This window comes from Paenibacillus sp. EZ-K15 (assembly GCF_002573715.1).
Classification (GTDB): Bacteria; Bacillota; Bacilli; order Paenibacillales; family Paenibacillaceae; genus Paenibacillus_AQ.
The window spans coordinates 199459-213138 of the sequence record NZ_PDHM01000010.1; the positions used below are offsets into that span (position 1 = coordinate 199459).

The following is a 13680-nucleotide window of genomic DNA, read 5'->3' on the forward strand; positions in this document are numbered from 1 at the left end:
GATGAACTTGGACCAGAAGGTGAGAACGATGGTTGATCATTCGGCAGCAGCAGCTGTAGCTCCGTTCCATACCTATGAGGAAGCGGTAGCTTGGATCAATGGGCTGATTCCGTTTGGAATCCGCCCTGGCATGGATAGAATTCAGCGATTGATGGAGCTGCTCGACCATCCGGAACGGCGGTTGAAATTTATTCACGTGGCCGGAACGAATGGAAAAGGCTCCACATGCGCTTTTTTAACAAAGGTTTTGCTTCAAGGGGGATTCACGGTTGGCACCTACACTTCTCCCTATATTACGAAGTTTACCAATCGGTTTCAGTATAACGGCGAGGACATACCGGAAGAAACGCTGCTGGCGCTTGCGAATCGCTTAGAGCCGCTTGTAGCCGAAGTGGCGAGCTCCGGGCTTGGATCGCCCACGATGTTTGAGGTGTCCACAGCCCTTGCGATCCTTTATTATGCTGAGGTCTCTTATCCGGACGTGGTGGTGTGGGAGACTGGTCTTGGTGGTCGCCTTGATGTAACCAATATCGTTCATCCTATCATTTCGGTGATCACGAATATCGGAATGGACCATACCGACGTTCTGGGTGATACCATTCAGGAGATCGCCACGGAGAAGGCTGGCATTATCAAGCCTGGAGTCCCTGTGGTGAGTACGGTAACTCAGCCTGAGGCTGTCGAAATTCTGAAACAAACGGTAGAAAAAAACCGTACAAGTCTGTATCTCGTAGATGAACAATTCTCCTATGAGAGACTGCGCGGGGATGAAGAAAGCCAGACTTTCCGCTTTAAGGGCCCGTTCCGGGACATGGATCTGGACATCTCGATGCAAGGCGAGCACCAATGCGCCAATGCTGCGCTTGCCATGATGACGCTGGAGGTGCTTCGCCAGTACATGGCTTTTATCGTGGATGAAGAAGAATTACGTACAGGGTTTAAGGATACATTCTGGGCGGGAAGACTGGAACAAGTACAGTCCTCCCCGCGGATTGTTCTCGATGGTGCGCACAACCCCGAAGGGGCTGAAACCTTGGCCAAAAGCTTGCCGCAGATCTATAAGTATCGGAAATTGAACTTAATGATGGGAATGCTGGCAAATAAGCATCATGAATCGTATTTGCAGCATATACTGCCAATAGTGGATACGCTTATCCTGACTGAACCGGATTTCCGGAAGAAACTGGACGCCAAGGCGCTTGGTGACATCGTAGAGCAGGTAAGGGAGAAATACGCCAAACATACACTGCAAATCATCATAGAACCAAATTGGAAAAACGCACTTGAAGAGTTGAAGTCACGGACGGAAGCGGAGGATCTTGGGGTGGTGTCGGGCACGTTGTACCTGATTGCCGACGTGCGTTCCAACCTCCTGGGCCTTTCCGATTCTGAAAAAGGTTGGTGATATCTGTTGAATACATCGGAACATGTTCATTTTATAGGAATTGGCGGCTACGGGATGAGCGCCATTGCAAGAGTTATGCTGGAGATGGGTTATAAAGTCACGGGTTCTGACGTGGCATCGCAAGAATTGACAGAAAAGCTGGCGGCCAAGGGCGCCAAAATATACATTGGACATACCGCCGAGCAAGTCCAGGGCGCGGACCTTGTGGTTTACTCGACGGCATTGTCCAAAGACAACGTGGAACGGGTCGAAGCAGAGAAGCTGAACATTCCTGTCCTTCACCGTGCGCAGATGCTGGCGCGTCTTTTGAACGAACGCAAAGGGGTCGCCGTAGCGGGTGCGCATGGTAAGACAACCACTTCCTCCATGATTGCGCTCGTGATGGAAGAATGCGGCGTCGATCCTACATTTATCATCGGCGGGGAAATCATGAATGTTGGCACGAATGCCAAAGCCGGTGAAGGCGAGCACGTAGTGGCCGAAGCCGACGAGAGCGACGGTTCATTCCTTCAGTATCACCCTTGGCTCGGCGTTGTTCTGAATATTGAGGCCGATCACCTGGAGAATTACGAAGGGGATTTCAATCGTCTCAAGGCAGCTTATGTACAATTCCTCAGCCAGATCAAGGCAGACGGGACGGCCGTGGTTTGCGCGGACGATAACAACATCCAGGCTATTTTGCCTGACCTTAAATGTAATGTGACCACATACGGCATTCATGCTGATGCGGAGTATACGGCAAAAAATCTGGTGCTCGGCGACCGTCACGTCAGCTTCACGATGCTTCATAACGGAGTGGAGCTGGGCACCGTGGAACTGTCCGTACCGGGTAAACACAATGTCTACAACGCAATGGCTACGGTGATATGCTGCTTGAAGGGCGGAATTTCGTTTGAAGCGATTGTAGAGGCCATTGTTAAGTTCAACGGCGCTAAGCGCCGCTTCCAGGTGCTGGGCGAAGCAGAAGGCATTCTGGTGATTGACGACTATGCGCATCATCCGACGGAGATCGAGGCTACGATCAGTGCTGCTAAAGCGACGGGCAAACGGATTATTGCCGTATTCCAGCCGCAGCGGTATTCGAGGACCTTTTTCCTTCTGGATGCGTTTAGCCGCGCGTTCGGAGAAGCGGATGAAGTGATCATCACCGATATTTATTCTCCTGCCGGCGAGAAGCAAATCGAGGGTATCAGTTCCGGTAAGCTGGTGGAGTTGATTGTCCAGAACAGTAATGCCGGTGCCCGCTATTTGCCTACCAAAGAGGATGTTCTGAACGATCTCAAAGGTCGTGTAAAAGAAGGCGATCTGGTTCTCACGATGGGGGCGGGCGATATTTGGAAAGTCGGCGCTGCTTTAGCAGAGTCTATTAAAGGCAAGAAGTAAATGGATTGCGCGCATGCTTTGCTGCTTCGCTGCAGCAGGGGATTGCATGGGCTTTTGTCTTTCGAACGGAGGCAAAGCGAGCGGAATCGCTAAGTATAACAGGCTGATCAAGATGCTTTCTTGGTCAGCCTGTTTGTTTTGTTTTTCGCACACTCATAAGTTGCCAAGCTTGATCATATAGCTAGGTGTAGAAGGACAAGTGAGGTGTGTGGATATGAATAAAGCACGGATGACGATTCGTTTTGATCACGATCCGCCGAAGGATAGTCATAAGGATCATATGCGTGAGGAACGTGATTCGTATCAAAAAGTTCCAGCAAGACGCAATGACCAAGTTGATGACCGCCATCTCGTATTCGACGAGTTTGACACAACGGCGCCAGATCGGTTTGCCGATGCGGGCACTTCGTTCGAACCTAGGAGCAGTATGCAGCATGATCATCTGCGCGTCGTTCCGCCTCTCCGGGAGGAGGGGGAGACCCCGAATGTGAACGGTCAAGAGTGGAGAACCTCGCGTCATAATCGGTCCAGGGGCCGATTAGCTGAGGAAAGACGGCGTCTGGATCATATCGACGGCGGGTCGTTTGGTGACGGACCTGAACATACCGATACATATGACGATATGCGTGAGCGTAAGGAACTCTATGACCTTCATGATGACGTGTATCCCGGAAGAGTGGACCCCGAAGCGAACGACTCCAACTGGAATCTCGGGCCCGAGGCGGATCTATATGAGTCATCTGCTGATGACTACAGTTATTATCGCTCACGCAAACCTACCTCCTTCTGGAAAATGGCTGTGTCCGTGACAGCGGCTGTTGTTACGGGTTTGCTGTTTGGGTATATGGTGTTGTCTATGTTTAACGGCGGTAATGCAGGTGAGGATCCAACATCGGGGCAGCTTGAAACCAATGATGCAGTGAATCAAGCACCGGCTGATTCCTCTGGTGGAACGGGTGCATCCCTCGCACCTGATTTAACTGAATCGGCTGTTCACATTCCTGGTGAAATCTTTTATATGCTTCAGTACGGTGTGTTCAGCACCCCGGAACGGGCTGAGCAAGCGAAGGGGGAGCTGCTGCAGTCCGGTATTGCCGCCGGCGGAGATTCGGATGAGGAGAACCGGGTGTATGCGGGCATTTCACCAGATCGCGAGCAGGCCAAGCTGCTCAGCAATCAGCTTAAGGCCGAAGGCGTCGAATTATACGTAAAAGAAATCGCGCTCCCTAATATAGAGTCAGCTGTCTTTGCGGGCGAGGAGCAGACGCTGGCGGACTATTTTAGGATAAGCGGGCAGCTGGTATCGGAGTTGAGTACGCTATCGGCATCGCTGCTGGGGAAGCAGGAGGCGGGCGCGGTGGCGTCGGAGAATATGACTGCGATCACAAATCTGCACCAGCAGTGGATCCAAACGATGAAGTTGCTGTCCGCCGGCTTGGGTCCGGAGACCGGGGCATTGCTGCCCGCGATGGAGCAATCCATGAACAGTGCAATCACTGCGCTCTCCGAATATAACAAAAATCAATCCAAGGGGCATTTGTGGGAGATTCAAACAGGTATGATGAACTATGTCATGGGCCAAAAGAAACTCCTGGACGGCCTATAAATTCAAATTTACGTCAAATCCGGCTTGGAACTGGAAATAGTTCCCCCTGCCGGATTTCTGTTTGTATTGCTTATCGATTCACCGTATAATAATTAGGGTGTCAAAATATGGCGAGGGAAGAGGATGCATGAAGAAAAACAAAGGAATGCTCATCTTGTTTTTGCTGCTGGGGTGGCTGACGGGAACATGGCTTGCTAAGGCGCTTCAGCCTGTCAAGGCTTTGTCGTTTTTAACGTCTACTACACCGATTAAGTGGTCGCCTCGCGCTGATTTTGACATTATTCGTTATGATATTAACCTTGAACTTAACTTTTGCCTGCTCAGTCTGCTTGGCATTATAGCTGCACTTTGGTTATACCGCAGGCTCTAAGACATGACAAAGGAGATTATCCCCCTTGAATGAGAAGAGAAACCGCCGTATCATATTGGCCTCCACCTCTCCTCGGCGTCAGGAATTGATTGCCTCCCTTCGTATCCCATTCGAGATTATGCCTAGTGAAGCTGATGAGGACACCCCGCAAGGGTGGTCGCCAGAGCGAATTGTGGAGTCACTGGCACTACGTAAAGCGGAAGCGGTTCTCCGAAAGCTGACGGATGATCCGGGAGATGGTATCATTGTGGGAAGCGACACGATTGTAGTTGTAGATGATCATGTCCTCGGGAAACCGGAGGATCATGCTGACGCGGCAAGGATGTTGTCCATGCTTCAAGGACGGGCTCACCTCGTGTACACGGGCGTGGCATGTGTTGACCGGGAATCTGGTCGTACAAAGGTTGCCCACCGTGTGACAACCGTAAAGATGAAATCGTTAAGTGATGATGCGATCGCGGCTTATGTAAAGAGCGGGGAACCTGCTGACAAAGCAGGCTCGTATGCGATTCAAGGCTTGGGTGCAACCATCGTGGAAGGAATCGAAGGCGACTATTTTAACGTTGTCGGCCTGCCGCTTTCTCTGCTGTCGGACATGCTGTCTGAAATGGGGATGGATGTACTCACCGATTCATAGATATAGAACAACGGCATGCGAAATGTAGGGGGATCCTAAATTTTCGGTGACCTGCTGATTTAAATCTTAGAAAAGAGGGGAATATATGGAGTCGCCAACGCTATTGCTGCGCGACATCCCCCATGATGAACGACCTAGAGAGCGCATGATGCAATATGGGGCGAGCGCTTTAAGCCATGCAGAATTGCTGGCGATATTGCTTCGGACCGGAACCCGCCAAGAATCTGCCGTACATATAGCCCAGCGGCTGCTGGGGGAAGCAGGCGGCATCCGGCAGCTCGTTGATCTCAGCATTGAGGAAATTACGCAAATCAAAGGAATTGGAACCGCTAAGGCTGTTCAGCTGAAGGCTGGCATAGAGCTTGGACGGCGCTTAGCCGCATCGAGACATGTAGAGCCAGTTATTATTCGCAGTCCGCATGACGCGGCAGAACTGCTCAGTGAACAGATGCGCTATTTACAGAAAGAGCATTTTGTCTGTGTATTTTTAAATACGAAAAATCATGTCATTGCCCAGGAAACGTTATCGATGGGAAGCCTTAACGCTTCCATCGTTCATCCCCGCGAGGTGTTCAGAGCGGCCATCAAATGCAGCAGTGCATCCCTGGTGTGCGCGCATAACCATCCTAGCGGAGATCCGACGCCCAGCCCGGAAGACATATCGCTGACTGCCCGCTTAGTGGAGGCAGGACAGATTGTCGGGATCGACGTGCTGGATCATCTGATCATTGGGGACGGTTCGTTTGTAAGTTTGAAGGAACGGGGCTTGATGTAATATAATAGTTCAGATTGACGAAGAAAGGGAGATACATCATGTTAGGTGGTTTTACGAAAGATTTGGGAATCGATTTGGGGACGGCAAATACGCTGGTTTATGTTCGTGGGAAAGGAATTGTCGTAAGAGAGCCTTCCGTGGTTGCTCTGCGTACAGATACGAAGAGCATTGAAGCCGTCGGAGAATCGGCTAAGAAAATGATTGGACGCACACCAGGCAATATTCGTGCCATTCGCCCGATGAAAGACGGCGTCATCGCTGACTTTGATACAACAGCTACGATGATTAAATACTTTATTCGTCAAGCACAGAAGCAACGCTCCATATTCCCGCGCCATCCGAACGTGATGGTATGTGTACCTTCCGGCATTACGGCGGTAGAGCAGCGTGCGGTTGAAGATGCGACCAAGCAAGCCGGTGCACGCGAAGCTTATACGATCGAAGAACCCTTTGCAGCTGCAATCGGTGCCGATTTGCCTGTGTGGGAACCTACAGGCAGCATGGTTGTTGATATCGGCGGAGGTACGACCGAGGTTGCGGTCATTTCTCTTGGCGGTATCGTAACCAGCCGCTCTGTACGCGTGGCAGGCGATGAGATGGATGAGTCTATTATTTCCTATATCAAACGTCAATATAACTTGATGATCGGTGAGCGCACATCCGAGCTGCTCAAGATGGAAGTCGGTTCCGCCATGCCGCTGGAGACCGTGGAAACGATGGAAATTCGCGGCCGTGACTTGGTGACGGGTCTGCCGAAGACGATTACCATTACTTCGGATGAGATTAGCGAAGCGTTGGCAGATACCATTAATGCCATTGTTGAAGCGGTTAAGGTTACGCTTGAGAAATGTCCTCCGGAGCTTGCTGCGGATATTATGGACCGCGGCATCGTGCTTACGGGAGGCGGCGCATTGCTTCGCAACGTGGACAAGCTGCTCGCCGAAGAGACCGGCATGCCGGTGATCGTTGCAGAGAATCCGCTGGATTGCGTGGCCATTGGCACAGGTAAAGCGCTCGAGAACATTCACTTGTTTAAATCCCGGAGCAGCTCTGCCGTCCGTTCCAAACGGTAGAACCTAATAGAAGAAGTGTAAACCCCTAATGTTGGGAGAGAAAACAGTAAGTTAGAGGGTGTTGCAACTGTTTAAGCTGCTAGGCAATAAGCGTTTGTTTATTATGCTCATCGGGCTGGTAGCGTTTATCGCTATTATGGGGTTTACGCTCGGCCCGAGAGCTTCTTTATCTTGGCCTGAAAAATTTGTCAAAGATACGGTCGGTTTTGTGCAAAGTGTGTTTTATAAGCCCGCTGCCTATATAGCGGGTTTCTTTGAAGATGTACGGAACATGAAGGAGATCTATGAAGAGAATGAGGAACTGCGTAGAGCGGTAGCCCAATATTCTCGAGAGAGTGCTTCCTACAATACAATGAAAGCCAATTACGAAGAGCTTCAAGATATTCTTGGATTTACGAAGAACCAGAAGGACCGTGACAAATATGTATATCGTACCGCACAGGTCCTTAGCGTGAATTCAGATCCAAACAACCGAACGCTTGTCATTGACTTGGGCGAGCGTGCCGGGGTTCGCCCTAACATGTCGGTGACGACCGTCGACGGCATGGTCGGTATTGTTAGCAGCGTAAGCAATTTCAGCTCAACGGTGAAGCTGCTGACAACGATGGACGCCCAGGATCCGAATCCGCAGCCGATTGCGGTAACGGCCATCGGGAAAGAGGATAAAACGTTTGGCGTGGTCGAGAGCTACGATGAGAAGACCAACACGTTGCAGATGACGCGTATTCAGGAGAATGATCCGATCAAGAAGGGCGATAAAATTATTTCATCCGGTGCCGGAGGCGTTATACCACAGGGCTTGATCATTGGTGAGGTGAAAAGTGTTCAGGTAAGCCAATACGGTCAGAGCAGAACAGCTACGATCAAACCGGCGGCCAAGTTTGATGATTGGAAGTATCTGATCGTTGTCTTTACGCCTGAGGAGCCTGAATAAGATGGCACGTAAACAGATTTTGGTCCTGTTGCTGTTCGTGTTGTTTATCCTGCAGGGTACGGTGGTTTTCTGGTTAACGCCAAGCTCGCTGCAGCTTCAGATTTATCCTAACTTTGTATTGGTCTGCTTATTCTTTGTATCGATTTATTATCATCGCCATACGGGGCTGGTGCTCGGACTCCTATTCGGCATGCTTCACGATATCGTGTATTACGGCGAGATGATTGGCACTTATTCATTTGCTATGGGGGTATCCGCGTATCTGGTGGGACTTGTATTCAAGTCCCCGCGGGCACCTCTGCCCATGATGATGACCGTTGTCATCCTGGGAAGTTTGTTGTTTGACAGTACGCTTTTTGGCATATATAAGGTGTTTCGACTCAATCCGACTTCTTATAATTGGTCACTGCTTCATCATATGCTACCCAATCTCCTTGTTCATTTTGCCTTTGCTCTGGCGATTTACGTTCCTCTTCGCAAGCAGATTGAGTTGGTTACGAAGAATCAGAGAAGGAAGGCATCCTGAACCCTCCATTATGACATTTTACTAGACTAGCAGGAACTTGAAGGTTTGAGCGCGAAATGTATAGGGATGGGAGGGACAGGCTTATGGCTGTAAAATCCAATCATGTAACGATTAAGGGCATCAAAGATGGCCTGGTATTCCTGCTTGATGACCAGTGCGAGCTGGAGGAGTTGCTCGGCGAGCTGCGCTATAAGCTGGAGCACAGTCATCAGAATATTTTGACCGGACCTATCATTCATGTGGATGTGAAGCTGGGTTCCCGGAAAATTTCCGAAGAAGAGAAGCAGACGATTCTTGACATATTGAAGCAAAAGGGCAACCTGCTGATACGTAATGTGGAGTCGCCGTCGCTTGAGTCCGAGCTCATTCCAGAGGAGAAGTTTACGCTTAAGACGGGAATGGTGCGTTCCGGACAGGTGCTGCATCATGACGGCGATCTCTTGTTCCTCGGCGATGTGAATCCCGGCGGGACCATAACGTGTACCGGCGATATCTACATATTGGGAGCTCTGCGTGGAACCGCGCACGCCGGTGTAGAGGGCAACGAGGAAGCGATTATAGCGGCTTCGTATTTTGCCCCCACCCAGCTCCGTATCTCCCAGATGATCAGCAGACCGCCGGATGAGTGGGAGACGCGGGAAACGGTCATGGAGTTTGCGTATTTGAAGGACGGAAGCATGGAGATCGATAAGATCAGCAACATCTCACGTTTGGGTCGGGATTTTAATGTGTTTAAAGGGGTGTAGAACATGGGAGAGGCAATCGTCGTAACTTCAGGTAAAGGCGGAGTCGGTAAAACGACGACATCGGCGAACATCGGCACAGCTTTAGCACTGCTCGGAAAAAAAGTGTGTCTGGTTGATACGGACATCGGTCTTCGTAATTTGGATGTCGTGATGGGCCTGGAAAACCGGATAATATACGATTTGTGCGACGTTGCAGAAGGGCGATGCCGACTTAACCAGGCGCTAATCAAGGATAAGCGCTTTGATGAGCTGTATATGCTTCCTGCAGCCCAGACCAAAGACAAGAATGCCGTTTCTCCGGAGCAGGTGAAAGATATCGTACTTGAATTGAAAAAGGAATTCGAATACGTCATTATCGATTGTCCGGCTGGAATCGAGCAAGGATTTAAGAATGCAATTGCCGGTGCCGATAAAGCGATTGTGGTTACAACGCCCGAGAATGCAGCGGTGCGGGATGCGGATCGGATTATCGGCCTGCTGGAGAGCTCGCATGTCGAGTCTCCGAAGCTCGTGGTGAACCGGATTCGCCCGAACATGGTGAAATCCGGCGACATGCTGGAGATTGAAGATGTGCTACAGGTGCTGAATATTGATCTAATCGGTATCGTGCCGGATGATGAAATGGTCATTAGAGCGGCCAACATCGGAGAGCCTACGGTGATGAATCCGGACTCTCAGGCAGCCATCGCCTATAGAAACATCGCCCGGCGTATCCTAGGTGACACCGTTCCTCTGATGCAAATCCATCAGAAAAAAGGAATGTTCACTAAATTCAAAAAGTTTTTTGGAATGGGTTAAGGGCTTATAACACGAACCGGTGCCGAGAGGCATCGGTTTTTTTTGTTTACTTCATTAACGCTGTTTTGATATGCATACATTCTGCGTGCCTCTTCAATAGGGCTTGTTCTAAATATCTTTCATCTCCTCATAGGATAGAGTAAGAAAACAAGCCCCAAGGGGGAAAGAACAATGGACATCAAAACTTCAGTTAAGAACCGAAGAGAAGCCCGCATTCGCGAGCTGCTGGAAGGGGAACAGTCTCCGGCACCGCATGATAAGTCGTCATGGACGCCCGTTCCCGAGAGGAAGCCTGCCAATCTCAATCTTCACAAGACAGGCTTTGTACAGGATCACAGAGCGAACCCATCCCCGCATCTCGCAGAGAGGGAACCGGATCCCGAGCAGCTTTGGAAGCAAGGGCACCGCGGTTGGCATGGTACGCTGGATCCCGATGATCCAGGGGAACCTCCAAGAAAAGCTTCGTTTCTGTCGGGATTGGTGCGCCGCGTAATCGTCAGTGCGCTGGTGTTTGGGCTGGCATGGGGGGTATTTTCGTTTCAGCAGCCGTGGGCTCTTCGTACGCAAGCTTTTATTGTTGAGGGACTGAGCCATGAGATGGATTTCCAGGCAGCTCAAGTATGGTACGAGGAGCACTTTGGAAGCGCGCCTTCCTTTATTCCGATTTTTGGACAAACTGACGAGCGCTCGACGAAGGTAAATGCCGGGACTTCTTTAGTTCCTCCGCTTTCCGGAAAGGTGGTCCAATCCTTTGCTGTTGATCTTAAAGGCATTGTTTTGGAAGCCGGAGGGGGTTCTTTAGCAGACCGGGCGGTTAAGAGTATAGAGACTGGACGCGTGCTTGAGGTTAAAGAACATCCTGAGACTGGGATCACCATTCTCATACAGCATACAGGAGAGAGAACGGCGATATACAGCAGGCTGGCAGAAACGGGACTTAAGGTAAACGATTGGGTCCAAGGTGGAGATATTATCGGCACATTGGCGTCTTCAGGCACAGGCAGCCCGCCCGCCCTTTATTTCGAACTGAAAGAGGGGAATCGTGGTGTCGATCCGGCGGAAGTGATTCCGTTTGATTAAGTTTAAGGGAACGGTATTGTCGCTGCATCCTCTCTTTGTTATTGTCATGCTGGCCTCTGTATTCACCGGTCGCTTTTTAGAATTGCTGACCCTGTTTATTATCGTGTTTATTCATGAATTGGGACACGCCGCCGCAGCGGCAGCGATGGGGTTCAAGGTACGAGCCATTCAGATGCTGCCGTTCGGCGGCGTTGCTGTCATTGAAGATGACGGCAGGATGACCGCGATGAAGGAAATAATCATTGCGCTTGCGGGTCCGCTGCAAAATGTCATCATGATTGGAATTACCCTGGTGTGCAGATGGGCGGGGTGGGGAGACGAGCAGCTGTTATCTTATATCATTCAGGGGAATCTCATCATTGCGCTGTTTAACCTTCTCCCGATTCTGCCACTGGATGGCGGCAAAGTGCTGCAGGCTCTCATGAGCCTGCTCGCCCCATATCATGCGACGTTGCTGTGGGCTTCCCGCGCCGGCATTTTGTGCAGCTTGATCATGATCGGATATGGCTTGCAGCCGTTATTCTCCGGCGGCGGTATCCGTTTAAATGTGCTGATGATCGGTTTCTTTTTAGCGTATTCCAATTTTGAAGACTATCGGAATGTGCATTACCGGTTCTTACGATTTTTGGTTAATCGGAGCGAGATTTATGAACGAAACTTGGATGGACTCGGTCCTGCCCAGCCAATCGTTGCAGATTCTTCGAAACCTTTGGATGATATCATGCGTCTATTTAAACGAGAGAAGTATCATCTCATTTATGTCATGAGCGGACGAGGCAGCCTGCTTGCCGTCGTTCCGGAGCAGCATGTGATCTCTTCTTATTTTGCATCAAATGGTCCGCCCTGGTATGCGTAAATCGTAAACACCATGAGGAAGACGCAGGGCGGGCCATGATTCTTTATCCATTCATATCATCTGAGATTGTGTTAGGATAAAAAAATAGAATATCGTCTTCCATATGAGGGGTGAAGCCATGAGGCAAATGATAGTTCATTGTGAACATGAGACCATTCAGATGGCCCTCATCGAAGATGGGAGGTTAGCAGAATTCGCCGTTGAGCGGAGTCGTGAGGAAAGTGTAGTCGGTAGTTTTTATAAGGGCAGGGTTGTTAATGTGCTGCCGGGGATGCAGGCGGCTTTTGTAGATATCGGGCTGAAGAAGAATGCATTTCTTTATATTGATGATGTGCTCCATCCTCATTTAGAGAAGCAGCCCAAGCAGAAGCCGTCAATATCGGAGCTGCTAACAGTAGGCCAGGAATTGATCGTGCAGGTGATGAAGGAACCGAGAGGTGGCAAGGGGGCGCGGGTCACTACCCATTTCTCGCTTCCTGGTAGATGCATGGTGTACATGCCTACTGCGGATTATGTAGCCGTCTCCAAGAAAATTGGACGTGATGCGGAAAGAGCAAGGCTGAAGAGTATCGGCGATCAGCTCCGCACAGACGAAGAGGGGATCATTATCCGCACGGTATCGGAGGACGAGCCTTTAGAATTTCTTAAGGGAGATCTTGAATATCTGCGAAAAGAGTGGGCGCGAATTCTCGACAAGAGCGAATCTTCTCCTGCTCCAACGCTTCTTCATCGTGATCTAGGTATGCTGCAGCGTTTTCTCCGCGATGCTTTTGATCCGCTTCATGACGAACTTGTGATCGACAGCAAGCTTAAAGGCGAGGAAACCAAGAGCTATCTGAGGGAAACCGTTCCTGGTATAGAGCCAAAGGTTACATATTACTCGGAAGGAAGTCCGATTTTTCATGCTTACGGGTTGGACGAGCAGATGAGAGCCGGCTTTGCAAGGAAAATCACGCTTCCCGAGGGTGTAACCATTGTTGTAGATCAGACGGAGGCCATGACCATCATGGACGTGAATACAGCCAAATATATCGGTGGCGATAATTTCGAGGAAACGGTGCTGAAGACAAATCTTATGGCGGCGCAGCAGATTGCAAGAATCCTGCGGCTCTGGGATATCGGAGGCATTATCATCGTTGATTTCATCGATATGGATCGTGAAGAGCATCGGGAGCAGGTTGTTTCTGCCATGGAGGCTGTGATGCGCAAGGACCGTACCAAGAGCTTTGTGGTGGGTTGGACCAAGCTGGGACTGCTGGAAATGACCCGAAAAAAAGCTAGAGAAAGCTCTTCGCTCCCATTTGCCAAGCCCTGCGGAGCTTGTGGGGGCAGAGGCGTTGTTATCGAACAATGATGTTGACGGTGAACATGGGATATGATATTATCATTGGGTATGTGTCTAGTGATGAATTGCTGCACATGCTGTAACCGCTCCGGTTGGGTTAGCAAGGACGTTCCTGCTTAGGACGGACACCTTAAACTAGGCGAGTC

Annotated in this window: 14 protein-coding genes; all 14 read left to right on the plus strand. The window is 50.2% G+C overall.

Annotation, left to right across the window (positions count from 1 at the left end):
* Window position 1: 1 nt before the first annotated feature.
* Window positions 2-1405 (plus strand): bifunctional folylpolyglutamate synthase/dihydrofolate synthase, encoded by a 1404-nt coding sequence (locus CRG97_RS07900; protein WP_098742540.1) that lies wholly within the window; start codon window positions 2-4, stop codon window positions 1403-1405.
* A gap of 6 nt (window positions 1406-1411) precedes the next feature.
* The gene (gene murC / locus CRG97_RS07905; protein ID WP_098742541.1) at window positions 1412-2788 is read left to right on the plus strand and encodes a UDP-N-acetylmuramate--L-alanine ligase; all 1377 of its coding nucleotides are present in this window, start codon (window positions 1412-1414) and stop codon (window positions 2786-2788) included.
* 214 nt (window positions 2789-3002) lie between these two features.
* Window positions 3003-4394: an SPOR domain-containing protein gene (locus CRG97_RS07910; protein ID WP_098742571.1), complete on the plus strand. Its 1392-nt coding sequence runs from the start codon at window positions 3003-3005 to the stop codon at window positions 4392-4394.
* A gap of 127 nt (window positions 4395-4521) precedes the next feature.
* Complete coding sequence (locus CRG97_RS07915; RefSeq protein WP_076323127.1) at window positions 4522-4764, plus strand: DUF4321 domain-containing protein; 243 nt, start codon at window positions 4522-4524, stop codon at window positions 4762-4764.
* Between the two features lie 25 nt (window positions 4765-4789).
* Complete coding sequence (locus tag CRG97_RS07920) at window positions 4790-5401, plus strand: Maf family protein (protein WP_098742542.1); 612 nt, start codon at window positions 4790-4792, stop codon at window positions 5399-5401.
* Between the two features lie 85 nt (window positions 5402-5486).
* A complete protein-coding gene (gene radC / locus CRG97_RS07925) occupies window positions 5487-6176 on the plus strand; it encodes a RadC family protein (protein ID WP_009593994.1) in 690 nt (229 codons plus the stop codon).
* Between the two features lie 38 nt (window positions 6177-6214).
* A complete protein-coding gene (locus CRG97_RS07930) occupies window positions 6215-7249 on the plus strand; it encodes a rod shape-determining protein (RefSeq protein WP_098742543.1) in 1035 nt (344 codons plus the stop codon).
* A gap of 58 nt (window positions 7250-7307) precedes the next feature.
* Window positions 7308-8183 carry a rod shape-determining protein MreC gene (mreC, locus tag CRG97_RS07935; protein WP_098742544.1) on the plus strand — a complete coding sequence of 292 codons (876 nt, stop codon included), beginning with the start codon at window positions 7308-7310 and terminating at the stop codon, window positions 8181-8183.
* 1 nt (window position 8184) lies between these two features.
* Entirely contained in the window at window positions 8185-8709 is a 525-nt protein-coding gene (mreD, locus tag CRG97_RS07940; RefSeq protein WP_098742545.1) for a rod shape-determining protein MreD, read from the plus strand.
* 83 nt (window positions 8710-8792) lie between these two features.
* On the plus strand, window positions 8793-9455 hold the full coding sequence (locus CRG97_RS07945) for a septum site-determining protein MinC (RefSeq protein ID WP_098742546.1): 663 nt from the start codon (window positions 8793-8795) through the stop codon (window positions 9453-9455).
* A 3-nt stretch (window positions 9456-9458) separates the two neighbouring features.
* Window positions 9459-10253, plus strand: a complete 795-nt coding sequence (minD, locus tag CRG97_RS07950) for a septum site-determining protein MinD (RefSeq protein WP_098742547.1) — start codon at window positions 9459-9461, stop codon at window positions 10251-10253.
* A gap of 171 nt (window positions 10254-10424) precedes the next feature.
* Entirely contained in the window at window positions 10425-11333 is a 909-nt protein-coding gene (locus CRG97_RS07955) for a M23 family metallopeptidase (RefSeq protein WP_098742548.1), read from the plus strand.
* Window positions 11326-12189 (plus strand): M50 family metallopeptidase, encoded by an 864-nt coding sequence (locus CRG97_RS07960; protein WP_098742549.1) that lies wholly within the window; start codon window positions 11326-11328, stop codon window positions 12187-12189. The genes CRG97_RS07955 and CRG97_RS07960 overlap by 8 nt, the downstream gene beginning before the upstream one ends.
* Before the next feature lie 118 nt (window positions 12190-12307).
* On the plus strand, window positions 12308-13543 hold the full coding sequence (locus tag CRG97_RS07965; protein ID WP_098742550.1) for an Rne/Rng family ribonuclease: 1236 nt from the start codon (window positions 12308-12310) through the stop codon (window positions 13541-13543).
* Window positions 13544-13680 lie beyond the last annotated feature (137 nt).

Excerpts from the sequence above, each read along its gene's own strand:
- CRG97_RS07900 (WP_098742540.1), top strand. The coding sequence starts at position 2 with ATGAACTTGGACCAGAAGGTGAGAACGATGGTTGATCATTCGGCAGCA.
- CRG97_RS07910 (WP_098742571.1), top strand. The coding sequence starts at position 3,003 with ATGAATAAAGCACGGATGACGATTCGTTTTGATCACGATCCGCCGAAG.
- CRG97_RS07915 (WP_076323127.1), top strand. The coding sequence starts at position 4,522 with ATGAAGAAAAACAAAGGAATGCTCATCTTGTTTTTGCTGCTGGGGTGG.
- radC (WP_009593994.1), top strand. The coding sequence starts at position 5,487 with ATGGAGTCGCCAACGCTATTGCTGCGCGACATCCCCCATGATGAACGA.
- CRG97_RS07930 (WP_098742543.1), top strand. The coding sequence starts at position 6,215 with ATGTTAGGTGGTTTTACGAAAGATTTGGGAATCGATTTGGGGACGGCA.
- mreD (WP_098742545.1), top strand. The coding sequence starts at position 8,185 with ATGGCACGTAAACAGATTTTGGTCCTGTTGCTGTTCGTGTTGTTTATC.
- CRG97_RS07945 (WP_098742546.1), top strand. The coding sequence starts at position 8,793 with ATGGCTGTAAAATCCAATCATGTAACGATTAAGGGCATCAAAGATGGC.
- minD (WP_098742547.1), top strand. The coding sequence starts at position 9,459 with ATGGGAGAGGCAATCGTCGTAACTTCAGGTAAAGGCGGAGTCGGTAAA.
- CRG97_RS07955 (WP_098742548.1), top strand. The coding sequence starts at position 10,425 with ATGGACATCAAAACTTCAGTTAAGAACCGAAGAGAAGCCCGCATTCGC.
- CRG97_RS07965 (WP_098742550.1), top strand. The coding sequence starts at position 12,308 with ATGAGGCAAATGATAGTTCATTGTGAACATGAGACCATTCAGATGGCC.